Annotated in this window: 31 protein-coding genes and 1 pseudogene; 17 read left to right on the forward strand and 15 right to left on the reverse strand. The window is 62.6% G+C overall.

What is annotated here, in order from left to right:
• Window positions 1–1,045: 1,045 nt before the first annotated feature.
• The 7 genes and pseudogenes from PX52LOC_RS30760 (at window position 1,046) to PX52LOC_RS43495 (ending at window position 5,674) form a co-directional block, all read left to right on the forward strand.
• A complete protein-coding gene (locus PX52LOC_RS30760; protein WP_149113665.1) occupies window positions 1,046–1,378 on the forward strand; it encodes a hypothetical protein in 333 nt (110 codons plus the stop codon).
• Window positions 1,379–1,649: 271 nt separating this feature from the next.
• Complete coding sequence (locus PX52LOC_RS30765; RefSeq protein ID WP_218575188.1) at window positions 1,650–3,032, forward strand: family 43 glycosylhydrolase; 1,383 nt, start codon at window positions 1,650–1,652, stop codon at window positions 3,030–3,032.
• Between the two features lie 259 nt (window positions 3,033–3,291).
• Window positions 3,292–3,522 (forward strand): hypothetical protein, encoded by a 231-nt coding sequence (locus PX52LOC_RS30770; RefSeq protein ID WP_149113667.1) that lies wholly within the window; start codon window positions 3,292–3,294, stop codon window positions 3,520–3,522.
• 504 nt (window positions 3,523–4,026) lie between these two features.
• Window positions 4,027–4,368 carry an ArsR/SmtB family transcription factor gene (locus PX52LOC_RS30775; protein ID WP_149113668.1) on the forward strand — a complete coding sequence of 114 codons (342 nt, stop codon included), beginning with the start codon at window positions 4,027–4,029 and terminating at the stop codon, window positions 4,366–4,368.
• A 150-nt stretch (window positions 4,369–4,518) separates the two neighbouring features.
• Window positions 4,519–5,001 carry a hypothetical protein gene (locus PX52LOC_RS30780; RefSeq protein WP_149113669.1) on the forward strand — a complete coding sequence of 161 codons (483 nt, stop codon included), beginning with the start codon at window positions 4,519–4,521 and terminating at the stop codon, window positions 4,999–5,001.
• 72 nt (window positions 5,002–5,073) lie between these two features.
• Window positions 5,074–5,349 (forward strand): annotated as a pseudogene (locus PX52LOC_RS44165) (HAD domain-containing protein); the annotation flags it as partial.
• Window positions 5,350–5,386: 37 nt separating this feature from the next.
• On the forward strand, window positions 5,387–5,674 hold the full coding sequence (locus PX52LOC_RS43495) for an HAD domain-containing protein (RefSeq protein ID WP_149113670.1): 288 nt from the start codon (window positions 5,387–5,389) through the stop codon (window positions 5,672–5,674).
• A gap of 4 nt (window positions 5,675–5,678) precedes the next feature.
• On the opposite strand, the gene PX52LOC_RS30790 is transcribed toward PX52LOC_RS43495, so the two are convergent.
• Window positions 5,679–6,143 (reverse strand): GAF domain-containing protein, encoded by a 465-nt coding sequence (locus PX52LOC_RS30790; protein ID WP_149113671.1) that lies wholly within the window; start codon window positions 6,141–6,143, stop codon window positions 5,679–5,681.
• Between the two features lie 104 nt (window positions 6,144–6,247).
• Here PX52LOC_RS30790 and PX52LOC_RS30795 point away from each other — a divergent pair, with 104 nt between their 5' ends.
• Window positions 6,248–6,922 (forward strand): YoaK family protein, encoded by a 675-nt coding sequence (locus tag PX52LOC_RS30795; protein WP_149113672.1) that lies wholly within the window; start codon window positions 6,248–6,250, stop codon window positions 6,920–6,922.
• A 576-nt stretch (window positions 6,923–7,498) separates the two neighbouring features.
• Window positions 7,499–7,861 (forward strand): hypothetical protein, encoded by a 363-nt coding sequence (locus tag PX52LOC_RS30800; protein WP_149113673.1) that lies wholly within the window; start codon window positions 7,499–7,501, stop codon window positions 7,859–7,861.
• A gap of 69 nt (window positions 7,862–7,930) precedes the next feature.
• Here PX52LOC_RS30800 and PX52LOC_RS30805 read toward each other — a convergent pair whose 3' ends face one another.
• Together PX52LOC_RS30805 and PX52LOC_RS30810 are read right to left on the reverse strand one after the other, a co-directional pair.
• Window positions 7,931–8,323, reverse strand: a complete 393-nt coding sequence (locus PX52LOC_RS30805) for a hypothetical protein (RefSeq protein ID WP_149113674.1) — start codon at window positions 8,321–8,323, stop codon at window positions 7,931–7,933.
• 8 nt (window positions 8,324–8,331) lie between these two features.
• Window positions 8,332–8,961 (reverse strand): hypothetical protein, encoded by a 630-nt coding sequence (locus PX52LOC_RS30810; RefSeq protein ID WP_149113675.1) that lies wholly within the window; start codon window positions 8,959–8,961, stop codon window positions 8,332–8,334.
• Between the two features lie 168 nt (window positions 8,962–9,129).
• On the opposite strand from PX52LOC_RS30810, the gene PX52LOC_RS30815 reads away from it, so the two are divergent.
• Entirely contained in the window at window positions 9,130–9,318 is a 189-nt protein-coding gene (locus tag PX52LOC_RS30815) for a hypothetical protein (RefSeq protein WP_149113676.1), read from the forward strand.
• A 15-nt stretch (window positions 9,319–9,333) separates the two neighbouring features.
• Here the strand turns inward: PX52LOC_RS30815 and PX52LOC_RS30820 are convergent, their stop codons facing one another.
• The 4 genes from PX52LOC_RS30820 to PX52LOC_RS44170 form a co-directional block, all read right to left on the reverse strand.
• Window positions 9,334–9,627: a DUF5076 domain-containing protein gene (locus PX52LOC_RS30820; RefSeq protein ID WP_149113677.1), complete on the reverse strand. Its 294-nt coding sequence runs from the start codon at window positions 9,625–9,627 to the stop codon at window positions 9,334–9,336.
• Window positions 9,628–9,683: 56 nt separating this feature from the next.
• Entirely contained in the window at window positions 9,684–11,051 is a 1,368-nt protein-coding gene (locus PX52LOC_RS30825) for a tyrosine-type recombinase/integrase (RefSeq protein WP_149113678.1), read from the reverse strand.
• A gap of 184 nt (window positions 11,052–11,235) precedes the next feature.
• Window positions 11,236–11,436 carry a ribbon-helix-helix domain-containing protein gene (locus tag PX52LOC_RS30830; RefSeq protein WP_149113679.1) on the reverse strand — a complete coding sequence of 67 codons (201 nt, stop codon included), beginning with the start codon at window positions 11,434–11,436 and terminating at the stop codon, window positions 11,236–11,238.
• A 291-nt stretch (window positions 11,437–11,727) separates the two neighbouring features.
• Window positions 11,728–11,997 (reverse strand): helix-turn-helix domain-containing protein, encoded by a 270-nt coding sequence (locus PX52LOC_RS44170; protein ID WP_149113680.1) that lies wholly within the window; start codon window positions 11,995–11,997, stop codon window positions 11,728–11,730.
• 250 nt (window positions 11,998–12,247) lie between these two features.
• On the opposite strand from PX52LOC_RS44170, the gene PX52LOC_RS30840 reads away from it, so the two are divergent.
• The 7 genes from PX52LOC_RS30840 to PX52LOC_RS30870 all read left to right on the forward strand — a co-directional run bounded on the left by PX52LOC_RS30840 (window position 12,248) and on the right by PX52LOC_RS30870 (window position 18,176).
• Window positions 12,248–12,601, forward strand: coding sequence for a hypothetical protein (locus PX52LOC_RS30840; RefSeq protein WP_149113681.1), 354 nt, complete (start codon window positions 12,248–12,250; stop codon window positions 12,599–12,601).
• Window positions 12,602–13,347: 746 nt separating this feature from the next.
• Window positions 13,348–13,956: a hypothetical protein gene (locus PX52LOC_RS30845; RefSeq protein ID WP_149113682.1), complete on the forward strand. Its 609-nt coding sequence runs from the start codon at window positions 13,348–13,350 to the stop codon at window positions 13,954–13,956.
• A 70-nt stretch (window positions 13,957–14,026) separates the two neighbouring features.
• Window positions 14,027–14,212, forward strand: coding sequence for a hypothetical protein (locus tag PX52LOC_RS30850; protein WP_149113683.1), 186 nt, complete (start codon window positions 14,027–14,029; stop codon window positions 14,210–14,212).
• Between the two features lie 64 nt (window positions 14,213–14,276).
• Window positions 14,277–14,486 carry a hypothetical protein gene (locus PX52LOC_RS30855; RefSeq protein WP_149113684.1) on the forward strand — a complete coding sequence of 70 codons (210 nt, stop codon included), beginning with the start codon at window positions 14,277–14,279 and terminating at the stop codon, window positions 14,484–14,486.
• Between the two features lie 125 nt (window positions 14,487–14,611).
• A complete protein-coding gene (locus PX52LOC_RS30860) occupies window positions 14,612–15,379 on the forward strand; it encodes a hypothetical protein (protein ID WP_149113685.1) in 768 nt (255 codons plus the stop codon).
• On the forward strand, window positions 15,283–15,915 hold the full coding sequence (locus PX52LOC_RS30865; protein ID WP_168219306.1) for a DnaB-like helicase C-terminal domain-containing protein: 633 nt from the start codon (window positions 15,283–15,285) through the stop codon (window positions 15,913–15,915). The genes PX52LOC_RS30860 and PX52LOC_RS30865 overlap by 97 nt, the downstream gene beginning before the upstream one ends.
• A 620-nt stretch (window positions 15,916–16,535) precedes the next feature.
• Complete coding sequence (locus tag PX52LOC_RS30870) at window positions 16,536–18,176, forward strand: tyrosine-type recombinase/integrase (protein ID WP_168219307.1); 1,641 nt, start codon at window positions 16,536–16,538, stop codon at window positions 18,174–18,176.
• Between the two features lie 138 nt (window positions 18,177–18,314).
• Here the strand turns inward: PX52LOC_RS30870 and PX52LOC_RS30875 are convergent, their stop codons facing one another.
• From PX52LOC_RS30875 to PX52LOC_RS30915, 8 genes are all read right to left on the reverse strand, one after another.
• Window positions 18,315–18,488 carry a helix-turn-helix domain-containing protein gene (locus PX52LOC_RS30875; protein WP_149113688.1) on the reverse strand — a complete coding sequence of 58 codons (174 nt, stop codon included), beginning with the start codon at window positions 18,486–18,488 and terminating at the stop codon, window positions 18,315–18,317.
• Between the two features lie 925 nt (window positions 18,489–19,413).
• The gene (locus PX52LOC_RS30885) at window positions 19,414–20,220 is read right to left on the reverse strand and encodes a metallophosphoesterase family protein (RefSeq protein WP_149113690.1); all 807 of its coding nucleotides are present in this window, start codon (window positions 20,218–20,220) and stop codon (window positions 19,414–19,416) included.
• Window positions 20,221–20,293: 73 nt separating this feature from the next.
• A complete protein-coding gene (locus PX52LOC_RS30890) occupies window positions 20,294–20,572 on the reverse strand; it encodes a helix-turn-helix domain-containing protein (protein ID WP_149113691.1) in 279 nt (92 codons plus the stop codon).
• A 72-nt stretch (window positions 20,573–20,644) separates the two neighbouring features.
• On the reverse strand, window positions 20,645–20,884 hold the full coding sequence (locus PX52LOC_RS30895) for a hypothetical protein (RefSeq protein ID WP_149113692.1): 240 nt from the start codon (window positions 20,882–20,884) through the stop codon (window positions 20,645–20,647).
• A 10-nt stretch (window positions 20,885–20,894) separates the two neighbouring features.
• A complete protein-coding gene (locus PX52LOC_RS30900; RefSeq protein ID WP_149113693.1) occupies window positions 20,895–21,107 on the reverse strand; it encodes a hypothetical protein in 213 nt (70 codons plus the stop codon).
• 19 nt (window positions 21,108–21,126) lie between these two features.
• Entirely contained in the window at window positions 21,127–21,348 is a 222-nt protein-coding gene (locus PX52LOC_RS30905; protein WP_149113694.1) for a hypothetical protein, read from the reverse strand.
• A gap of 54 nt (window positions 21,349–21,402) precedes the next feature.
• Entirely contained in the window at window positions 21,403–21,861 is a 459-nt protein-coding gene (locus PX52LOC_RS30910; protein ID WP_149113695.1) for a YkvA family protein, read from the reverse strand.
• A gap of 60 nt (window positions 21,862–21,921) precedes the next feature.
• Window positions 21,922–22,227 (reverse strand): hypothetical protein, encoded by a 306-nt coding sequence (locus PX52LOC_RS30915; RefSeq protein ID WP_149113696.1) that lies wholly within the window; start codon window positions 22,225–22,227, stop codon window positions 21,922–21,924.
• Between the last annotated feature and the right edge of the window lie 2 nt (window positions 22,228–22,229).

The following is a 22,229-nucleotide window of genomic DNA, read 5'->3' on the forward strand; positions in this document are numbered from 1 at the left end:
GCTAGCAACGTCCGGGGCCAGATCGAGTGGGAACCGTTCGCGTGAAGGACTCGATGAGGGGATCATAGCCCAGCGATCGACCTTCGCAACCGGCCACTCCCATTTCTGGTTTCGTCGAACTGAACCCGTAGCGGAATACTGCGGCGAATCGGTTCGACCAACCCTACCTGACAGCCCCCGGGTTGGGCACGACGGAACACGCGGGCTTGCGGGCCCGCGAGCAATACCAGGGCTAACCGGCGTAGTAGGGTAAGCCACGACAACCTCCAGACGGCGGGGTGAGGTCAGCACACGGCCCCGCGTTCGGTTCGCTTCGGCGGGCCCTTCTGGCGTGATGACGGTGGCAACGGGGTAATCACGTTAATCAACCATCCTCGGCGGTCGCGGCTCCCTCCAGAGTGTTCGCAGACCCATCACCGGGTTCTCGGTCACCATGACCCTGAAGCCCGGTGTCGGTACGCCCACCGCTCTGGGTTTCGCAGCCCGTTCTTTCCACGCCCGGTCTACAGGACCTCGATCAGCGATCAAGTCAAGAAACTGCGGGGAAAAACTCCACGGCGACGAATGTCGCCGACCGCGAAGCGGTAGTAGCCTCCAATCGATGAGAAGGGAGGAAGGACCTGACGAGAAAGCGATTCGAACACCCCAAGAGGACATACGGAATTCCAACTCTTCCAGAGCCGAGATCGAAGATCTCCAAATTCGGCGAAGGCGTGGAAGGGCAGGAAATGAGACGCCGTTTCGTCCGCAACTGAGCGGCCGCAACCCGGCCGAATGTGCGGTCGAACCTCATCGCGATCTTGCCGGAGGTGTGGTCGGACGGCAACCGTCGCGAAACACCCTTGAAATCAAGGACTCTCGTGACAACCAGAGACCAAATACTTGTGGGCCGATTGCTGTGCGACTCGAACAGCGTGTCCCAATCGGAGTTATCGGCAAGTTGTATGCTTGATGAGTCATCGAGCATCCATCAAGCATCCCACTGTCGTGCCGGCGAGACGAGAATGTTTGCCGGATGCCTTTGAAGCCCTCGGAGATGGTAGACGTGGGCAAGCGTCTGGAAGCCTTAGAGAAGCCGAAGGCCGAGGAGAGGAAGGGCAAGCGAACAAACCTGGAACCTGCCGGAAAATTTCCGGCAGGTTCCAGTGATGGAGAAGTTCGTGACAAAGTTGGGGCAGCCCTGGGCGTCAGCGGCAAGACCTACGAGAAGGCGAAACTGGTCGTCGAGCAGGGCGTGCAATCGCTGGTGAAGGCCGTGGACGCGGGCGACGTCTCGGTCAGCGCCGCCGCCGCCGCCGCGAAGTTGCCGCCCGCACAACAAGAGAGGACACCTCTCGCGACTGGGATGAACAAGCACCTGTTTCGGTTGTGTGGTTGACCGCTCTCACTCAGCAACGCTCCGAAAAGCGCAACGGGGACATTTCACGGGTGATAGAGAAAGAAACCGGGGCCGTTTCGCAGTCGCCCCGAAACCACTCGAATGATTTTGTTGCAGGATCGGGCGTCTGGGTCCGATGAGTAAGGTTCTGGTGGGGCATCGGATCCGACCGGAGCAAGCTCACGCACGAGCGGGATTCCTAACCGCGAACGCTAGCCCTACGGAGCCAGGCATTCGCACGCCCATCCACCGCGCGAAAGTACAATCGATCTTGGCGACGGCCGTGCTCTTGCTGGCGAACACCGCCACGCCGGCTCAGAAGGCGACGCGAACATTTTTCAATGTCCTCCTGCCGACCGGGGCCGACCCGTGGGTCTATAAGCACACCGACGGGACCTATTACACGACCGTCACCACGGGGTCGGACATCACGCTCCGGAGGTCGGCCACCCTTTCCGGGTTGGGGGGCGGGGAAAAGCGGATCATCTGGAGCCCGCCCGCCCGCGGACCGGACAGTCAGAACCTGTGGGCCCCGGAGCTCCATTACTTGCACCGGAAGTGGTACCTCTATTTCGCCGCGGACGACGGCCGGAATGAAAACCACCGGATGTTCGTCTTGGAGAACGACAGCCCCGATCCCTTCCAAGGGAGATTTACCAGCAAGGGAATGATTTGTGCCCCGCGGGCGAACCGCTGGGCGATCGACGGCACGGTCTTGAACCTGGGCGACAAGCTGTACTTCATCTGGTCGGGCTGGGAGGGCGCGGCGAACGACCGGCAGAATTTGTACATCGCCCCACTGGCGAATCCGTACACCCTCGGCGGGCCCCGCGTCGAAATCTCCCGCCCGACGCTTCCCTGGGAGACGATCGGGAGCCCGCACGTCAACGAAGGACCGCAAGTCGTCGTTAAGGGGCAAACGATCAACCTGGTCTATTCGGCGGGCGGGAGTTGGACCGACGACTACTGCTTGGGATTGTTGACCGCGGGGGTGGGCAGCGACCCCCTTTCCCCGTCGTCGTGGAAGAAGCAGAACCGGCCCGCCTTTCGGAGCGGGGGCGACGTTTTCGGACCGGGCCATGCCAGCTTTGTGACATCTCCCGATGGTCGAGAGGATTGGATCGTGTTCCACGCGGCCCGGTTTCCGGGGTCGGGTTGGACTCGAAGTGTGCGGGCGCAGCCGTTCACGTGGAATTCGGACGGGACGCCGTCGTTCGGCGACCCCGCACCGCCCAACACGCCAATCCCCCTGCCGGGCGGGGAGCCGCCGCACGATCGCTACGAGGCCGAACACCAGAAGCTCGCCGGGACGGCTCGATCGGCCAAGCATTCGAGGGCTTCCCAGGGCGAGAAGGTCGGCTTCCTGGATTCGCCCGAGAGTTCGGTCGAGTTTTCCGTAGAGGTGCCTCAAGCCGGGAAGTATCTCCTCGCCGTCCGGTTCGCGAACGGCACCGCCAAGGGACGAACGGCCAGCCACGGAATCTCCGTCAACGGCGTAGGGTCGGGTTCGATCGAGTACCCGAACTCGGGTTGGGACAACTGGTCGAACGCCTTCCGGGCGGTCGACCTCCGGATGGGCACGAACGCGATTCGTTTCAGCAAGCAAGACGGATTCGCCGAACTCGACTGCTTGGATCTCGTCCCCGCGAAATAACAAACCGCATCGGAATGGGGAGCCGTTCAGCGCACGACGCTTCGCGGCTTCCAAAGCGGCCTTGTGCCACTTATTCACTCGATAGGGCAAGGCGTGCGAAAAACTCAACTTGGCCGCCCCTTCACCCTTGCTCGGCCAGACGCGAGCGAAAAAGCAAAGCCGGAGCGAGGCGGGCCACTCTCGGCAAAATCTCTTGATCGTTGGGCACACCCTTAGCGACTCTCCCGGGAAGCCCTTACCCTCATCCCCGGAGTCGGTCATGGACCCGCGTAAACAACCCCAGGACACCCGCAAGCGGGACGAAGAGAGCCGTCAGGACGTGGCCGAGCGGGACCAGCCTTCCGCCCCGCCGGCGAGCGGCACGGGTCAGGGCGGGAAGCCGGAGATAAACACAACCGGGACGCCGGAGGTGGTGCCGGGGCCGCCGCACGACGGGCCTGACCCCAACCACCAGCAGAAGGCCGACCGGACCGACACGAGCGACGAGTGAGCGGCAACAAGAAGCGAGGGTTCGCCGGTGACGCCGGCCAGCCCGCAAGTTCGCGGTCCGCTCGCCCCGGGACTTTTTAACCGTGGCACGGACTGCGGCGGTTAGCGGGAATCTACTCGGAAGCCCACAGGCACTCACCGCGTGCCGCGACTGCGGCCGGGAGTAGGTTGGCCGAACCCCGTCGCCGGGACCGCACAAGGCGGCACATTAGGATACGCTCGCCGACGGCCGCCCTCTCAAAAAACGGGCAACTCCTGACAGCGGCGGGACGGTGATCGGCCTATACGCCCCTTTGTCGCACCCGGGCATACCCGAGGCGACGGGACGGGGCCTCACGGGCATGAGGCCCCGTCCCTCCTCATCCCGAGCGGTGGAAGGAAATCGAGACCGAACGGAGGGCAGGGAGTCACCGACGGCCGTTGGCACGTTCGGGTTGCCCTCAACCCCGTGGGTGGGTAAGGTCCAGGGATCGCCCTTCGTTCGCCCGTCCCGTTCCCGAACCCCATGACCGACTACCAGAATGCCCGCTCGTTGGCCGAGCAACTCACGGCCCTCGGGGAACCGACGCGACTGCGGATCGTCGCCGCGATCGCGTCTACCGGTCCGGCGGCTGGACCGGCGGCCGTCGGCGTGCTGGCCGAACGCCTCGCGCTCCCCCTCATGAACACCTCGCACCACCTCGGCGTGCTAAAAGGGGCCGGCATTCTGATCGACCGCCGCGAAGGCCGGTCCGTCGTGTACAGCTTTGCCCCGGGTGTGTTCGTGCCGTCCCGGAAGGACGACGAACTCGGCACCCTGCACTTCGGCGAGTGGCGGATCAGCATCGGGCGGACGGCGGGGGAGTGACACGAGGAAGACCGAGTTCCCACTAAGTAGTGCGCCGGCCCTCCGCCCGATCTCTTGACCCGCGGCCGCCGGCCGGTTCCAATGTCGTGCCGGTGTTGAGATGCGCCGGCGCACACAAATTCACTGTTCGGCGACGGAGGGCTTCGTGGCGTGACGGCCGAGGAACTGCAGCCGCTGGTCGACAAGGGGTTCACCAATGACCAGTTCGCTGAGGTGGTGGCGAGACTCCGCAGCCGACCCGCGGCCGAGGTGTTCGGGTTGCTGTGGCCGGTCGCTCTGAACGGGGATCTGACCGCGTCGCACTGGGCGGGCTGCCTGCTCATCCAACTCGAGCCGTGGTGCCCGTTGTCGGTCGAGGACGCCGTCCGCGAGGTCGCGGCCTCGGCCCTCAACCTGAGCTACCGCGAGGTGCCGTTCTACCTGGCTGCCCAGTTCGGCAAACGGGCGGTCGGCGAGGCGGTGCGAGTGGTCGCGGCCGAGTTTGCCGGCAAGAACACCTCTGGGTTGGGAGCCACTGCTTACTGGCTGGGCATGCCGGCCGTCGAGTTGGTCGGGTGGTTCTGGCGGTGGCGGAGCAGGTGGGGCACGCCAGCGGACGACGAGCCACCCCTCGCACCTTGCCCGACAGAGTAAAGGCACGCCGAACCCGGCGCTGCACCGGACCCGGCCGCCCGTTGACCCTTGCTCGGCCAAGAAGGCTACACAATGAAATTCCCGGTTCTCTTCCTGGACATCGACGGCGTGCTGAACGCGCACGAAACCCTTGACCGGGACGTGATGTGCAGTCAGATCCACGCCGACAAGGTGAAGCGGCTCAACGACGTTCTGAGGCGGACGGGGGCAATGGTCGTCCTCTCTTCCGCGTGGCGTTACCTCGTCCACCGCGGGGACATGAACCTCGCCGGCCATAACTGGTTGCTGCGGTCGCACGGCGTGTTGCAGAACCGGCTCATCGGCATTACCGCCCCCGACACGATGGTTCGCGCCCGTCTACCACGGCGACCCGCAAGCGTGGCCCATGACGAACGAGCGGGGCCGGCAAATCGCCGATTGGCTTGCGGCGAACAAACACCCGGTCCGCTACGCCGTGGTGGACGACCTGGACCTCGGCATTACGGCCGCCGGCCATCCGCTGGTGCAAACGGACGGGCACGTCGGCCTGACGGACGCGGACGCAGAAGAACTGGTGAGCGTCCTCTCGCCGGACGTGGTGACGAAGGAATCGTGCTGCGACTGCGGTGAGGATTACCCCCGGCACGAGCGGTTGCGCGGGGAGATCTTCTGCTTCACGTGCCGGAGGAAATGACGGACTACCAGCAACCGCCGCGGCGGGCGAGCAGGTCGGCGAAGTGCAGCATGAGGGCGAGCGCCTCCGGCCGCACCTCCACCGGCTCCACGTCGTAGTGACAGAGGGTGCCCACCACCTGCCCGGTCGGGGACAGGAGCGGCACCCCGCAGTACGACTGCACGCGGAACTGGGCCGCGTGCAGCATAACCCGCTCGTCCACCGTGGCGTCGGCCAACAGGAACGGCCCGCCCTCCTCCCGGACATAAACGCAGTACGTCAACTCGATCGGGTGGTCGGCCCCCTCCGCCACGTCCGGGTTCTGCCGGTCGTAGAAGTACAGGTTGCGGGTGTGGTCGGCGGCGAACGAGAACAGGGCCGAGAACCGGTGCCCGGACGTGCCGTTGAGGAAGGCGAGGGCTGGGCGTACCCCGTCCCGATCGAGGACGGCTTCGAGTTGGTCGCGGGCGGCATCCGGTGGGGTGTGCATGCGGTTCACTGTACGACCGCGGCCCGTCGCCGCCCGGTCTTGACCCGACCGCCACCGGCCCGGATGATGCCCGCACGAGCGGTTAAGTTCAGGGGCGTGAAGGCATGATGACGAAGTTGCCGCGGTGGGTGGAGGTGGGTGGGTTCGGGTTAGCCGCCGTCGCCGGGGCCACCAACGCCGTCGGCCTGCTCGGCTTCCGGCACCAAGCCGTCTCCCACGTGTCCGGCACCGCCACTTTGCTCGGCCTGTCGATCGCCGACGGCGACGGGGCGGCCGCCGCATCCCTCGCCCTCACACTGTTTGCGTTCGCCCTCGGGGCGGCGGCCAGCGGGGCGATCGTCGGCCACGCAGCCTTGCGGCTGGACCGCCAGTACGCCGTCTCGCTGCTTGTGGAATCGGCCCTGCTCTTTGCGGCGATGGGCTTCCTGACGGCCGGTGAGTCGGCGGGGCACCTCCTGGCGTCGGCCGCGTGCGGGTTGCAGAACGGGCTGGTCAGCACGTACAGTGGGGCCGTCGTCCGCACAACCCACGTCACCGGCCTGTTCACGGACCTCGGGGCGATGGTCGGCCACCGCCTTCGCGGGCGACCGTTCGACCGCCGCCGGGCCGTCCTGTACCTGCTCCTCATCGCCGGCTTCGTGCTGGGCGGATCGGTTGGGGCGGCTGGCTTCAGGCGCTTACAGTTCGTCGCGCTCGTGATACCCGCTTTCGGGGCCGCAGTGTTGGCCGCGGTGTCTTGGGTGTTCGTGGCCCGACCGCCTGCCGCTACTCCCGACTGACGGTTCGACCCGCCGACCACTTGCGGCCGCACTCGCGACACCGCCCTGCCAGACCATCCGCGGGGCGGTCGCGCCCTTCGCGCCAACCATTCGCGGGCCGTTTCATCGACTGCCGCTTGCGTCGTCCCCACCGACGTTGGTCGGGGGACTGGTCTGAAGCAGGTGGGCGACGATCCACGTCGCCTGATCGTTGGCCGCGACGATCCGGGCGGCCAATTCGGCCGTCGGGCCCGGGGGAGCTTTTCGGCGAGTATCAGCGCGTACCCGCCGATCACCGTCATCAGGTTGTTCAAGTCGTGGGCGGCCGCGGTCACGTCAAAGGAGGCCGGCGGCAGGACGGGCAAGTCGGATGGCATCTCAGTTCGGTGAGGGCGGGAGGCAGGCGGACGCCTTTCAGCAGGCCGGACCGGGGAGGGGACTACACCGGCAGTCTTCTTAAGAACGGCATGTGGTGAACAAATAGCCGACTGGGCGGGCGGGCAAGATTTTGTCGTCCGATGCTGGGTGTTCTCACCAGGGATGAATATTCTCGTAATACAGAATGTGCCCCGAGAAAAGCACCGTGCAGGACGCCCCATGACTGTGCCCACGATTTCGGCCGTCTATGACCTCGCCCATCACCTCACCGACGAACTCGTTGAAGCCCTCACCGATAGTCGGCAATCGAAAACCGTCGACGCCGCCCTGAGCGGGTTGCGCCGGGCGACGGCCGCGGTCGCCTTGGACGTCGATCGCGTTTCGATCAACGAGCGGCGGGCGGCCGACCGGTTGAGGCTGGCCTTGGACGAGGTGAACGGGCGGACGCTGTCCGTGGCGGCCGCAACGGCATTGAAGCAAGTCCTCGGGCGGTGGTTCGGGCCACGCGGGTTGCCGGCCGAGGACGAGGAGGAGTTCGATCGGCAGTTGCTCGCCGTTTGTGGCCCGATCGGCGGCGGGTGACGAGAGTCGTGTCCGCACCCGTGCGCCAGGAATCCGGCCGAACGCGCGGTCGAATCACCGCCTCGTCCGTCAATCGCGAAGAGACTGATATTTCTCCCAAGCCTTACGTTGCTCGCGCTCGTTCGTCGCCTTTTGGTTCACCGCGGCCACGACAACGGCCAACCACGCCGCGACGGCCACCGCCACGCAGGCACCCGCGAGATGGGCGAATGTGCGATCCCTTCCGCCCCGTCGCTCGGCCAAAAACGCTGGGCCGGACGTTACCGCCACCCCGACCACGAGCGTGACCGAAGTGGCCCGGAAACTGTCGCTGCTGCGTGAGATGACCTCTTGCACGATCCACCACGGCAAGTCCAAGAGATCAACGACCGCGACCACGACGACGGCCGACAGCGTGGCCACGGCCAAGGCGAGGGCGACAACTCCGACGAAGAGCGGGCGGCGGGTGGGATCGGTCGGCATCAAAAAACCTACTTCGGCCGGAACGGGTTGTTCTTGTCCATCTCAGACCGCGGCCGCGTGTCTTCTACGTCAACCTCCGGGACGAAAGGCCTAGGCGTGGGCTTCGACTTGGGCGGGTACATGAATTCGTTGGTCACGTAACACAGCCGCTTGTCCCACTCGTCGCCGTCCGCGTCAACACGCACGGCGTAGACCGCCAACGGGTCTCGCTCGATGGACTCGCTGATGACGCGCACCGTTGTGCCCGCGGGAATCTTCCGCACGCGGCCGGCGCGGGTGAGTTGGGATATCCCCTCTTCGTCCGCGGCCCGCGAGAACGTGGCGAAGAGTTCCATCGTGTGCAAACCGTCGAAGACGTAGGCCCGATTCAGCCACCCGTCGGACTTGTCCTGAACGACCGCCTGTTCACCGGGTGCCCACCGGCGAACGTGATCGTAAGGCCCGGGCGTCCTCTTCACGGGGGCAACCGGGGGCGGGTTCAATTCGTCCGCCTGGGCCGCGGGTGCAGGAGAGTGCGGTTTGGCTTCTCGGCGGCTCGCCTCGCGGTTGTCGCGGTCCTGTACGAATTTGACCACTCCGACCGCAACCCCACCAGCAACGGCGATCGTCATCAGGCCGATGCCAACGAGGAAGAGCATGTGTCGTACCGACCTTTGATGGTTGCTGGACATATCACAGGCTCACCGAGGTGGGCGACGCGCACTGTCTCGAATCTTCCCGCGGCCGCGGGCGAAGTGCAAGGTCCGATTCTCGGATTCTCAGCGCGACGGGTGGTAAACTTTGGTTCACCACCGAGGGCTTCGACCATGACCGCCGTTAACCGTCGACAGCGAGAACTTCGTCAGCGCATCTTCGCCTCGCTCGTCGCGGCGCAAGACGCCGGCGCGAGCGTGGCTGAGTCGCGGCAGCACGTGGCTGAGCGGTTCGGCGTTATCCCGGAACGGGTGCGGGAGGTCGAGGTCGAAGGCGTCGAGAAACAGTGGCCGCCGCTGTGATCCCCGTGCCTGGCCTCATCCATCGAGAAAGCCGCCCTCCCGTTCGCCCGCAGACGAGGAAATCTCGTCCCCAAACCCTTCAACAATCTTCTTCAGCACGGCCTTCGAATCGCTGCCCGTGGCCTCTGCGATGGCGTTCGCAACGTGGAGCGCGGCATCGGCGAAGAACGATCCCCAACTGGCGGGATCGTTCTTCCACACGGTCGGAAACAGAGCGCATTGAAACTGCCCGTCCACAATCCAGCCCCGGAAGAGTTCGACGGCCTGTTGCGCGGTCGCCGCATCGGGAGGAACGGGTAGTTCACGCATCGACAGTCACCTCAAATGGGGTCGGCTGGAGAGGAACTGGAGAGCGAGGTCGCGCTTCACACCGGACTCGTCCCGGCCTCGCCCGGCTTCCTCGCGCCGCCCATCAGCACAGCATTCAGCGCGAGCGAGCAGGCCAACGCGGCTTGCAACTCCTCCCGCGTCATCGTGTCCCAAGGGTTGACCGCTCCCATGCCGCCGATCGGAAGCGGCAGCTTCTGGACCGATTCCGCTAGCTTCGCGTTGGTCGAATGCGTGTACACCGCGAGCGTCAGCGCGGGGTCCGAGTGCCGGGCCAGCGTCTGAAGTTCTTTCACTCCCACGCCTGCCGCCGCGAGCGCGGACACAAACGAATGCCTGAGCGCGTGGAAGTCGAGGAACCGGGGACCGTCTTCCGTTTCCTCACGGTACACGACGCCCGCGCCATCCAAGTCCCGCTTGAGCATCCTCACCGGCTTCTCGCACCACGTCCCGGGCCACAGCGGCCCGTCCGCCGGCTTGCACTCGAGGTACGGGCGGAACTCCGTCACCACGCCGAGCGGCAGCGGTTGCCGGGCCGGCCGGCCGTTTTTTGTTTGATCACCTCTCAGCCTAATCACGGGCGGGTCTGCGTCGATGGCGAAGTTCGCCCGCGTGAGGACGGCTAACTCCGAGGCCCGGAAGCCGGTCGCGAACGCGAGAAGGTAGACAAAGAACCGATCCTCCCCGAACATGCCGCGGTAATCGCCCGGGTCCTGACGAGTGACGAGCAGAAGGCGCGCTAGTTCCGAGGTCGAACACGGCCGCCGCAGATGCACCCGATTGTTTCGCGGGTCAAAGCCGGGCACGTCATCAAACAGGTCCGGGCGAACGGGCAAATGCTTTCGCACCGAAAGCCACCAGGCGAACCGGCGTGCGGCCTTGCGGTAGAAGTCGGCCGTTTGAGCGGACAACCCGCCCTCGGCCTTCGTGATCGCGCGACGAGTTTGCAGCCACCTAGCGAGAGCGGCCGGCGCGTCCGCGTTCAAGCTCATCGCATTCTCGAATCGGCACGCCACCAGGACGTGGCGGATCCGCTGGACGCACAGCGCGACTTGCGGTGGCGCGGGCCGTTTCGCCTTCCCGCGGATTTTGCACGCCAAGCCGAGGGACATATGATCGGCGAACTGCTTCAGATGGTCGAGGAGTGGAACCCGTTCATCACCGACGGCGTGCAAGTCCAGCATGCCCCGTTCGGCGTTCGCCACCATGCGGGCAAGCATGCGTTCTGCGACCTGTCTGTCGGCCGAGAGTGGCACCTTCTTCTTTGGAGGCAAGCTGGGTATCGATCGCCCGTACCACTTCTTCGACGCTTCGGTGACTTTCTTTGCCCCGACGGCGTCTTTTGGACACCTGCGGCCGTTGTGGTCGACGTAGTAAGTCTTGATCGCGCGAGTGAGCGACGCCATGAGGCTCCTTGTTCGGGTGAGCTGAAACGGGCGATTAACTGAGTTGAGATCGGCAGACGACGGATGGGGCTTCAAGATGAAACCCCACGGAGAGTGGGAAAAATCTGCTGCGGAGATTCTGGACCGGACCAGTTAGGACCAATTCAGCCAACTTCAGCCAGTTTCAGCCAGAAGTTGGCAGCGGTCATTTCTTCTGATTCTGTACCGGTTGATTTGCTTCGTCCTGTTCAAGTTGTTTTGTTGTAGCCATTCGGATGTAAGCGGACGCACTCAGTCCCATCCGATCCGCCTGCCTGTTCACACGGTCAAGCCATTCGGCATCGACGCGAAGGCCGAACCGTTCGCCTGAGCTTTCGTTGCCCTTCTTCGACTTGCCCTTGGCCATGCGCGAACACCAGCGTGATGAAGGGGAGGACACCAAGAGTGTAACGGAGGAGCGTCTATCGTCCATCGTGATGCTGCAATGAGTATCGACATAGGATGAACATTGTGCGTACGTTGTTCGTCGGATTTTCAAGATTTTTTCTCGCGTCACTAGGCCCGCACTGACGATGTACACACAAGTGGCGTACGGGCGACGTGCCCATGATCGCATGACTTCGTCAGCTATGTTGCAATGTTCTAATCCTGTTGAAGGAGTGATCCATGTCAGGCGCCGTTACGAAGATTCAAGACTTCACCCCTTCGGCTGTAGCTTGGCCTTCGGGAGATGTCTCTTTTTGGCCCTCTTCTTGGCGGGTTCATGAAGAGCCACTTCATCACAGCCATCGAATGTGGCAGAAGTGACGTTCAACGCACGGCTCAACCGTACCACATTCGGCCAGCTCGGAGACCGCCGCCCTTGTTCGAGGTTGCGGTACGTGCCGATCGGAACGCCCGCTGCTCTGGCGATCGCTTCTTGCGTCTGATCAGCTCGAAGCTCCCGGAGCCGTTCACCGAATGTCATCACAAAACCTCGTCGATGCGAATTCCTCGGCCATGCCCGTTATGGCGTACTCTCTCAGATTCAGTCGCTTCGGCCAATGCCCGACTTGGCGTAGGGTTCGACTTGACGCAGTACGCCATAACGGGTATCAGCCGGCCTTCCGTTTCACTCACCCCTGTATGGAGTCACGAACATGTCCAATGCCGTTGCGAAACATGCCCCGAAGAAGCAGGCCGCAAAGCCAACGAAGACCGTGTCCAAGAAGGCTGCCGTGAAGAAGCCGACGCCCGCCGTTGAGCCGGACTCGATCGAGGCCCTGATGGCGGACATCCATCGGCCGACCGGCTTCGAGATGTTGCACGATGCACTCGAAGACCTGAGAGACTTCTTCCAGGCGCTCGACGAGGGAGACTCGGAGGATTGCTTATTGATGCTGGTGAAAGTTGGGTTGCTGAGTCGTTTCGTGAACCGGGTCGAGCGTGGGAACAATTTCGTACAGCTCGACGAAGACAATCCTCTCGACAACGCGCTGAACAAGCTGCTCGGCCCGCTGTCGGGGTTCGGGCCGGGCGGCATTCACTCGCGTCCGTCGCCGATCGTGTCGTGGGTTAGACGTGCGGGCTGAATCCAGCCCATCGTCGGCCGTCGGTTCCGTGCGGTAGTTCGCGCGGGACCGCCGGCCGGTCCCATTCTCATCCCGCTCACGTCGCTCAACCCTCCCATCCGAAGAAACGGCTCGAAAACAGGCGAATTCGCGCCTGCCATCCGCTCGTGGCCTTCACGACCATTTTTGCAAGCCCTGGAAATCAAGGCGAATCGGAGGCTCCATTCACGCTCATGGCTCTCGCGTCGCTAGTTTTCAAGGCGTTTTTGCGTGCGTCCGAGTTCCGATTTGTCTGTTTGGGACAGGGTGCAACGGCTGTAGGATGGGGCCGTGCTTAAAGAATGAACGGTTTTCACTCTGCATTTCGGACCTCCTGTCGATGGTTCTTTATGAGCGGAGACTCGCTGGCGGCCACCAGCGAGTCCATGCCGGCCGGTCCCATGGGTGACTAGTTCCCACCCGTGGGACCGCCGGGCCGCACACCAGGAACTAGACCTATGCTGACCACTCCACCGTCATCGGCAATTTGTTCTTTCATTCCCGTTGACGTCCGACTCCGCCGCTCCGCCGTTGATCGTATCGCCTGGCGTCACGCCGTCGAAGTATGGGCGAGTTCGACCGATGAGTGCCGAGGCCGTGCTCTCCTCGAAGACATCGACCGGACGTGGCAATGGCGGTGGTGTGACGGGACGTTTCCCCTTCGCGACACGATCGCGAGCGTTGCCGAACTACGGCAGTACACCGGCGTAGCTCGGTCCGCGGCGGCCGTGCTGGCAACCGACTGGATCGCCGACCACGCTCGGCGATGGCACCTCTCCAGTCTCCTGAACGACGAACTGTTCACGGCCCTCAGCGGAGTTCGGTTGGACGATCCCACGGTGTTTGCCGACGGGGGCGTGATCCGCCGGTTCGAAGGTGAGACGTTCACCGCGGTTCGATGGGCAATGCCCGAACACCTGCGGGATTACCGCCCCGATGAGTTCGCACAGCGCATCGTGGCGAACTGCTGGACATCAATGCTCGCACTGAACAGCACGGTGCCCAATCCAGTTCGACCGTTCGGCCGGATAAACCAGATCGATCCGGTCCTCGATGCCATTGATGCGTGGGCACGGACAGTTGAGACGTCGGCCGCGACCATCGCGTTTAACGCTTCCCAGTCTGAACAGGCTAAGCCAAAGCATAAGCGGTATCCGCCAAGCGAGGATTTCCAGGGTTTCATATTCGAGGCGATCCGCGCCGCCGGTGGCAAGGCACAAGGGAAGGCAATCGCCCTGCACTTCGGCTCCACGCCGAGCGGTGTCCGCCACGCAGTCTCGTGGATGGTGAAGCAGGGGCTTCTAAAGAAAGTTAAGGGCGGTTACGCGGCGATGTGACTGTCACATCGCCGGTCACATCCTTTAGCGGGACTCGTGTCATAATCGTGGTGTCACCAGAGGGCCAATAATGCCGCCGACCACCGAAGTGATTCTCCCCGAACCGGATGTTCTGCGTTCGCGGATCGAAGGATTGGACTCTGAAGCCAACCAGTTGCGAAAATTGCTCCGGTTGGTGCTGCGGATTCGAGCCGGACAATCTGACAGTACATCGCCCCGGCACGAGGCCAATCTCGCCGCCACGCATCTGAACTGATCACCCCCACAACCTTCCCCTGCATAACCGGCCCGATAGGGCCGGCCCGTAAGAGGTACGCGCCATGAGTCGGACATCGAACCTGTACGGCCTGTTGCCAAACGGCCGGCCATTCGGACCACCGCCTGGCGGCGTCGGCACTCATGCCGAACAAATCGCCAAGGCGACTACGCCCCGCCCGAAACCGACCGCCGAGCAATTGCTGATCGACAACCTTGCCCGGCGCGTCGCGGTATTAGAGCGGTTCATCCTCGGGCCGGGGGACGGCCGGTGAACCAGTCGTCAGCACCCATCATGATCGATACCTACCCCCGTCGGCCGTCGCACTTCGCGCATCGGTTCATCCGCCTCATGGCACGGACATGCGCGGGTAATCGGATCGGGCCGGATGCCTGTTGGTTGCTGACGATCATCGTGATGACCGAGGACGCGAAGCGGTACTCGGGGCCCGTGTCGTTCTATTCGACCAACCTGGCCGATCAGTGCGGCTTCTCCCGCAGTTCCATGGAACGCGCTCGCGATCGAGCGGCATCGGCCGGATGGCTGCACTACACCCCCGGTACAAAGGGACGGGCGGCCATGTATTGGGTTACGATCCCGCCCGAGGAGGAGGGCAAGCCGGACGGGCCGAGTGACGACGATTCTGTTCAGATGCTGCGTCAAGTTGACGCACAAAGCGAACAGCAACCGAACAGCATCCGGGCACAATCCGACGTAGAAAGCGGGCAGCATGTGACGCACTCTCTTACCTCTTCCTCTTCCTCTCCCTTCCCCAAGGAAGACGCGACCCGAAGCGGTTCGCTCGATCCTGTCGATAGGACCAAGTCAGCAAAGCAGAAAACCAAGAAGCCGAAGGCCGACGAGAGCGAAGCGTTCCTGACGTTCTGGGCCGCATACCCGAAGCGGGAGGCAAAGCAGGATGCGATCCGGGCGTTTCACAAGCTCAACCCGTCGCCCGAACTGCTCGCCGTCCTCCTGGCCGCCATCGATCGACAACGACGATCCTCAAAGTGGATGAGTGACAACGGGAAGTACATCACGCACGCGGCCACGTGGCTGAACGGCCGCCGGTGGGAAGACGACGTCGGCCCGATCCAACCGCCCCCGACCGCCACGAACCCCAACAACGCCACCCCCGCCGCGCTCCGCGCGAACGGCCTGCTCTGACCGGAGACCAAGCCGGTAGGATCAACGCCGCGCGCGGATCTCGCGGGCTGGGCGGACTGCCGATCTACATTTGCGACAAGGCTGGGATTACGGACGCCGCCGTTGCAGGGTTGGTACGTTCGGCCGTCCGTCGGTACGCGATAAAACTCGTGGTGTGCGACTACCTGCAACTTCTGCGGAGCGACGACGCGAAGGCGCCGCGATACCAGCAAGTGGGCGCGTCGTCGCGGGCGATGAAGGCGCTGGCGAAGGAGACGGGGACGGCCATTTTGTGCCTCGCGCAACTGAACCGAGAAGTCGAGAGCCGGCCCGACGGCAAGCCGCGGCTTAGCGACCTTCGCGATAGCGGGGAGATCGAACAGGACTCGGACGTGATCCTTCTGCTTCAGCGCCTCGACGATGACCCGAGCCTGACTACGCACCGCGTGGACTGCCACGTCGCCAAAGTCCGAAACGGGCCAACGGGCACGGTCGAACTCGACTACATCCGCAACCTGACCAAGTTCGAATCGCGTAGCGCGGAGGGCCGGGCATGAGCCACGAGTCCGACATCACGTTCATCCTCGGCCCATGGCGGATCCAGACGCGGGGCACGGCCCGCCGCTGCGAAGTGCATCAACAATGCTGATGCAGTTCGGCCCCGAAAGCAAATTCGCTCTGCGCTCGGGCCGAACTTGTCGATGCTTCTAAGTGATGGCTTCGCGCGGCTACATGATGCCGGTGACGATTAACAACGAAACAAGCGGGTAGGCTTTTCTCACGGAACGACCATGACGACGACGAAAAAACCGACAAAGCGACTTCGCCCCCTCGCTGTTGACGCGAAAAGTTTGGCCCAACTCCTGACCGTCTCGGTTCGGACGATCAGGACGTGGGACTCGATGGGTGCAATCCCGTCACCCGTTCGCGTGGGCGGCAAGGTCGTTTGGTCTGTGCCTGAAGTGCGGGCCTGGATAGAAGCCGGTGCGCCCGATCGTGCCACTTGGAACGCACGAAAGGCCGCGAAGGCTTCTCTTCGTTGAGGCGAGGAACCCGGGCGCTCGTCGTGAACGCTCGACAGGTCGATGCAGTTGAGAACTTGAGTTTCGGGAGTGCCTCGATGAGTTCTTTGGTCCGACCGACTTTTTCCGTTCGAGTCCCCGCCAAGGCCGAGCCCGTGACGAAGGGCGGAAAGCCTCACGTCCGCGTCACGATTCGGGGCCGGAAGTTCGTGTTCCCGCTCACCGCGGATGGGCGGAGCTACTTGAAGCCGACGAGCAGGTGGTACGGCAAGTATCGCGACGGGAACGGGGAACTCCAGTGCGTGCCGTTGGCCCGAGATAAGGCCGCTGCGGCGCAACTGCTCGCGAAGTTGGAACTGCAGGCCGAGCGGCAGAGAAAAGGGCTGATCGACCCGACTGAGGCCCACGGGCGACGAACCTTAAACGCGCACCTCGACGAGTACGCGGCCATCCTGCAGACGAAGGGGGACAGTGAGGACCACATCAAGCGCACACGAGCATACGTGGCGGCCGTTCTCCAGGGCTGCGGGTTTGTATTCCCCGCGGACGTGGACGTCGGTTCCGTGGCCAAGTGGCTGAACTCGCTTCGGAACGGCCGGCCGGCGGTCGAACTTCCCGCCGGGGTTGAGTTGTTCACCATGAAGGCCACCGCGGCCTTGCTCGAAATCAGCCGCGATGCTCTCGCCGATCACGTTGTCCGGCACCGACTCGACGCAACGGGGCACGGGAGAGCGAGACGGATTACCCGTGCCTCCGTTCAGTTCCTGGCCGATCGTGCGGCGCGCGGCGTTGGACCGTCGGCCATAAACCACTACATCACGTCGCTCCGCGGTTTCTTTAGTTGGCTCCTGAAGGCCAAGCGGATCGCTTCCAACCCGCTCGACACGATGGAACTCGTCCCCGAGGAGACCGACATTCGGAGGAACCGCCGCGAGCTTTCCGCGGACGAGATGCAACGGATGCTCGAAACCACGCGGGCCAGCCAGCGGACGTTTCGAGACCTGACCGGGGAAGACCGCCATCACATCTACCTGGCCGCCGCGGTAACCGGCTTCCGCGCGAACGCCGTCGCCAACCTCACGGCGGCGCACTTTCACTTGGATGCCACACCCCCATACATCGATCTGACCGCCAAGCTGAACAAGTCGAAGAAGCTGAAGGTTCAGCCGATTCCGAAAGACATCGCCGATTCGTTTCGAACGTACATGACGACACGCCCTGCGACCGGGAAAATCTGGCCGGGCACCTGGCACCCCGTCGCTGCAGAAATGATGCGGGTGGATCTTGAAGCGGTCGGCATTCCGTACTGCGTGGAGGGGCCGAATGGGCCGGAATTTGTCGACTTCCACGCGCTGAGGCACAGCTTTATCACCCTTCTCGGCCGCGAGGGCGTGAGTCTCGCGACGATCCAAGAACTGGCCGGCCACAGCACGCCGGTGCTGACGATGCGGTACATGCACACTCGCATGGACGACTTGGCGGGGGCGGTCGAAAAGTTACCGTCGTTTGGTCCGAGCCTGCCAGCCACGAAGGAGACGGGAATTCTTGTACCAATCCTTGTACCACCTGCTCGCGTCGATCCGCACGAACCTGCACCGATTTGCACTACGGTGTCTGACGCGGCCCCAGAAGAGAAAAATGAAAAAGGGGCTGCAAATGCAGCCCCTTTCATCAACTTGCACCCCTCTGCACCGGAGTGCATTGAGTGGTCACTCCCGGGATTGAACCGGGGACCTAGCGATTTTCAGTCGGGAAGGCGATGTGGCCAATTTCCCGCAAAAACGCCTAGAAATTAGAGCTTTTTGGACTGTGGCAGGCTGAACCCTGGCAGAGTTAAGAGTACCACGAATTCAGCTCTTTCACCACATTTTGTCACAACTTCTCTGCCACGTCTCGGCCATCGTGCGTCAATAGATCAGCTTGTCGGGATCGTATCACGAGTTGTTGGTGGGCGAAAGCATCCGGATCAGCGTCTCCGCCATCGGCGTGATCCGTCGCGTACCGGCGAGCCAGTAGTACACGGTGCGGGGCGTGACGTGCATGACCTTGGCGAAGTTGTCTACGCCTCCCCAAGACATGACGATTGTTTCGAGTTCGGCGCGAGTCACTCTGCAACTTCCGCAGAGTCATCGCAAGGCCCACGAAAAATCGGCATCCAATGAGTGGGGCACCACCCATTTTCAACGCCATCCCAATCGGGATGAGTACTGGAGTCATAAAACGATGAAGGTCGTGATTTGCAGTCGGCAAACCGCTTGTAAACGAAATTGTCGCTGTCCGAGAGCCACTTCTTGGCCCAAACGTCCACCCTCGTATTCTGCGGAACCGTATCGATAGATCGCCAGGCCACTTCGCGGAGCCGCTGTACTTCATCTGTAATATCTACGATTGACATAGGGCCTCCTTGGTTAAGATTTCTCGTTGCTTCAACATGGCATCGGCTATTTCATATGCCAGCACATCGACCCCGTGCCGAACGCCATTGAGTAATGGCTCTTTGCCGCATGCGATCATGCCTTGCAACGCAGCGGCTGCGAAATAATCTCGAAGAGACAGGCCACAAGAGGGTGATCCGCCAGGGTTATGAAAGTTATTTTCCGTCACCGGGTAGGCCGGTCCTCCGTCTGGGCTCGTCACTATTTCTCTCTATCCTCCCGATTAAATTTTTGTTGCTCACCCCTACGGGTATTCTTTGACCGTCTCTCCGGCCTGTCACGCATTACCGCCATTTAGAAGCGGCTTTCGCCCAGCGTTTGGTCTACGTCTAGGGTTTCCGAGTCCTGATTCGCGGTCCTAGCACCTCTCGGCTGGATGGAAGGACACCCGCACCGACTTCAACCAGCTTTCGCCGCCTCCGTTCTCTTCACGACCTACGGACCGTTAATTCGTTGTTTTTGTGACTGCGGTCACACTCCCGCCGGGCCGACCGACAAGGACAGGTTTCGGCACCCAGGTGCTTCGGATATTCCCTCGCACCGCGCCGCAGTCACCCAACGCTTATCTCGTTTCCGAACTGAGTTCAAGCGATTTGTTTCAATCGACCTCAAGAACATGCTGAATCACCGGGTGTCGATATTCTGCTCCCCCTGTCAGCACGTGCAAGTTGGGCAGCATCTCCACTTCCCCTCCGCCGTGAGTGTGGCCGCACAGCACGGTCATGTCCCGATCCGGTGCACCGGCCATCGCCACCGCCATCACGTCCCCGACGGCCTTGCAGGTGAAGTGCGGTAGCCAGTCCTCGCCGGAAACTTTGCCATCGTGCCAGCAGGCCTCGCGGAACGGCGGAACGTGAGTCAATGCAACGACATGCCGGAAGCCCGTTAAGGCCTCGGGCAGCAATAAGCGGAGGCGGTCCGCCGAGTCATCGCCCAGAGCGTTGAGCTTCTTCAATCGCTCGAACTTCGACTCCTTGAGCCCATCGAATTCCTCGATCAAGTCCCAGTCGTTGAGCATCACGGTAGACCCGTCGTAATCCCCGACCCGCCCGTCGCCCCAACCGTCCACGCCGACCAGGCAGGCATTCTCGGTGAGAGGAATGACGCCATCGTCCGTCATCCAGTGCAAGTTCGGGACGGCCGCACACAAGTCCCGTACCTTCTCCCGCACCCCGGCAATCGATCCCCGATAAAAGTCGTGGTTCCCCAGGACGAAGTAAACCGGTCGCTTGACGGACTCGGCGATGGCTTCGAGGTGCTCGACCACGTCGGGACCTTCGGCAATGTCGCCGGTGATGGCAAACCCATCGGCTTTCGTGTCGGCGAGCGTGCGTAGGAAGTCATCCACAGCCGGGGGCGAGAGGAAGTTGAGGTGGATGTCAGTGAGCCATGCGAGGCGTTTCATCCGTGCGTTATGACAGACGAGGCCCCGCGGCGTCAATCCTTCTCAGCTTTATTTGATTTGTACGTGCGGCTTATTAATCGATCTTCAGATGCTTAAGCTTCACATGCGGCGACACCGGCTTTGAGGCCCTCGGCACGGCGGGCTGAGTTACTGGCGTGCTCACACGGAAGGAGGCCAGAAGTTGATCGAGGTCATCCTTGAGCACGAGGATTTTGCCCCGCTTCCCCGCCGCCCCGATCCGGTAATGCGCCAGCCGCCCGGTTTTCACCCAGTCGCGCACGAGGTTGGGGCAGACACAGCAATAGAACGCAGCCTGCTTGATGCTCATCATGGACGGAGTTTGAGCGGACATGGCGTTTCTCGCTCGACGATGTGGAAGGCCTGGAGGGAAGGGAAAGGGCGTCCATGCCCAGGTGGTGTTGCATTAACCGGCACGGCGGGTAGTCAATCGCTTCCAGATGCAGAAGATCATGGCCGCCACGTACAGGGTAAATCCCATCCACATGTGCCAAGGGATACTCCGGGCGACCTTCCACCAGGAGTTCGGCACCGGCTTGGGCTTGGCGGCCTTTTCAGCGTACTCGGCGGGCTGCTGAACCGGCGCAACGGATGCCATCATTGGTAACGCTGGCCAGAGCAAGAAGGCAATTAACGCTGAGCGCATGGGAGCCTCCTCAGTTGGAGCTGTAAGGCGGGAACGTCCACACGGGCTTGGCTTGGATCGCCTCTTCCACGGCCTGGGCAAAGTACCCGGCAATGACGAGCAGGCGTTGCTCGGGGGACAGCACGAGAATGGCGGGAAGTTTCAACGCCAGGTTCACGGCCTTATCTGCCGCGATGTCGGCCTTCACGCACCGGGGGCAATGGTTGGGCCATTTGTCGGACACGAGTATCTCCTCTGGGGGTTTAGAAGCGGTCGCGCAGGTATCGGGCAGTCTGGTAGGTGTCGTACTCCACTTCGTGGAGCACTTTGTTCGTGTGATCGACGCGGGATTTCAGGGAATCGACTGTCCTCTGCATGTTGGAAAGCAGTTGGTACTGTTTGAAAAATAAGCAGCACATCATGGCGAGGATGACGTGGGCGTAGGTTGTGGACGTGAACACGCATACCGAGAGCGAATCGAGCATGGGAAGCTCCTGAAAGGAAGGGGCGCGTCATGCGCCCCAGGTTGGGGGACAGGGTCACGCTTGCTTTCGAGCAATCGGAATGATGGCCGTCTTCTGGGCGAGCATCTGCTTGAGATGATCGGCCGAGAGCGATTCAATGGCCTTGGCGACCGCGAGGCGCGCAGCCTCCTCCGCGATCTTGGCGTGGTCAACCGGAGGAGCGGGCGGCGGAGCTGCCGTCTGTTGGGGGAAAGTCACCACCGGCGGAGCAGTGCGGCCGGGCATGCGCATAGAGAGGATTTCGGCGTCCTCGACGTATTGAGGCCGAGGGCGTTTCTTGGCTTTGAGCTGTTTGACCGGCTCGGTAGCCTTTCCCCTGAGTTGCTCGGGAATCTTCCCTGTCACTCCGAAGGCCAGCGCCATGACGACGATATCGTCGATGTAGCCGAACGGCCCGAAAAGGATTTCCGGCATAAGATCTATAGGGCACGCAAGATAAATAAACGCCCCCGCGATACAGAGTGCTCGTTTCATCGGAACCTTTCTCTTGAAGGAACGCGGCCAGGACACCCAGCCGCGTGTTTTAAAGCCAGGTCACTCCATGTCGATCTCAGGCTCTTTGCCCTTGTCCTGAGACACTTGCTGGGCCGTTTCAGCCCGCTCAGCGAGGAACGTGTCATAGTCGTTGCGGAAATCATCCCGCACGGCGGCGCGATCCTGGGTTACTTCCTGGGGCGTCGGATTGCCTACCGTGCCCATGGTCTCGACAGGGGTCATCCCCTGCGAAGGGAATGCGGGTAACACCTGCGCCAGTTCAGATGTTCCTTGCCGCCCTGCGGCAGCAAGTTCCGGCTTGGCGTCGGCAATGGCCTCGGCAATCCCGTCCAAAATCTTCTTCATCA

It is taken from the genome of Limnoglobus roseus, assembly GCF_008254045.1.
Classification (GTDB): Bacteria; Planctomycetota; Planctomycetia; order Gemmatales; family Gemmataceae; genus Limnoglobus; species Limnoglobus roseus.

What these genes read in the sequence shown, in the direction of transcription:
- PX52LOC_RS30910 (WP_149113695.1), bottom strand. Translation starts at nt 21,861, where the DNA reads ATGAAACGAGCACTCTGTATCGCGGGGGCGTTTATTTATCTTGCGTGC.
- PX52LOC_RS30800 (WP_149113673.1), top strand. Translation starts at nt 7,499, where the DNA reads ATGACTGTGCCCACGATTTCGGCCGTCTATGACCTCGCCCATCACCTC.
- PX52LOC_RS30805 (WP_149113674.1), bottom strand. Translation starts at nt 8,323, where the DNA reads ATGCCGACCGATCCCACCCGCCGCCCGCTCTTCGTCGGAGTTGTCGCC.
- PX52LOC_RS30890 (WP_149113691.1), bottom strand. Translation starts at nt 20,572, where the DNA reads ATGTCCGCTCAAACTCCGTCCATGATGAGCATCAAGCAGGCTGCGTTC.
- PX52LOC_RS30855 (WP_149113684.1), top strand. Translation starts at nt 14,277, where the DNA reads ATGAGTCGGACATCGAACCTGTACGGCCTGTTGCCAAACGGCCGGCCA.
- PX52LOC_RS30775 (WP_149113668.1), top strand. Translation starts at nt 4,027, where the DNA reads ATGACCGACTACCAGAATGCCCGCTCGTTGGCCGAGCAACTCACGGCC.
- PX52LOC_RS30770 (WP_149113667.1), top strand. Translation starts at nt 3,292, where the DNA reads ATGGACCCGCGTAAACAACCCCAGGACACCCGCAAGCGGGACGAAGAG.
- PX52LOC_RS30795 (WP_149113672.1), top strand. Translation starts at nt 6,248, where the DNA reads ATGATGACGAAGTTGCCGCGGTGGGTGGAGGTGGGTGGGTTCGGGTTA.
- PX52LOC_RS30850 (WP_149113683.1), top strand. Translation starts at nt 14,027, where the DNA reads ATGCCGCCGACCACCGAAGTGATTCTCCCCGAACCGGATGTTCTGCGT.
- PX52LOC_RS30815 (WP_149113676.1), top strand. Translation starts at nt 9,130, where the DNA reads ATGACCGCCGTTAACCGTCGACAGCGAGAACTTCGTCAGCGCATCTTC.
- PX52LOC_RS30905 (WP_149113694.1), bottom strand. Translation starts at nt 21,348, where the DNA reads ATGCTCGATTCGCTCTCGGTATGCGTGTTCACGTCCACAACCTACGCC.
- PX52LOC_RS43495 (WP_149113670.1), top strand. Translation starts at nt 5,387, where the DNA reads ATGACGAACGAGCGGGGCCGGCAAATCGCCGATTGGCTTGCGGCGAAC.
- PX52LOC_RS30915 (WP_149113696.1), bottom strand. Translation starts at nt 22,227, where the DNA reads ATGAAGAAGATTTTGGACGGGATTGCCGAGGCCATTGCCGACGCCAAG.
- PX52LOC_RS30790 (WP_149113671.1), bottom strand. Translation starts at nt 6,143, where the DNA reads ATGCACACCCCACCGGATGCCGCCCGCGACCAACTCGAAGCCGTCCTC.
- PX52LOC_RS30825 (WP_149113678.1), bottom strand. Translation starts at nt 11,051, where the DNA reads ATGGCGTCGCTCACTCGCGCGATCAAGACTTACTACGTCGACCACAAC.
- PX52LOC_RS30895 (WP_149113692.1), bottom strand. Translation starts at nt 20,884, where the DNA reads ATGCGCTCAGCGTTAATTGCCTTCTTGCTCTGGCCAGCGTTACCAATG.
- PX52LOC_RS30885 (WP_149113690.1), bottom strand. Translation starts at nt 20,220, where the DNA reads ATGAAACGCCTCGCATGGCTCACTGACATCCACCTCAACTTCCTCTCG.
- PX52LOC_RS30830 (WP_149113679.1), bottom strand. Translation starts at nt 11,436, where the DNA reads ATGGCCAAGGGCAAGTCGAAGAAGGGCAACGAAAGCTCAGGCGAACGG.
- PX52LOC_RS30820 (WP_149113677.1), bottom strand. Translation starts at nt 9,627, where the DNA reads ATGCGTGAACTACCCGTTCCTCCCGATGCGGCGACCGCGCAACAGGCC.
- PX52LOC_RS30810 (WP_149113675.1), bottom strand. Translation starts at nt 8,961, where the DNA reads ATGCTCTTCCTCGTTGGCATCGGCCTGATGACGATCGCCGTTGCTGGT.
- PX52LOC_RS44170 (WP_149113680.1), bottom strand. Translation starts at nt 11,997, where the DNA reads ATGACATTCGGTGAACGGCTCCGGGAGCTTCGAGCTGATCAGACGCAA.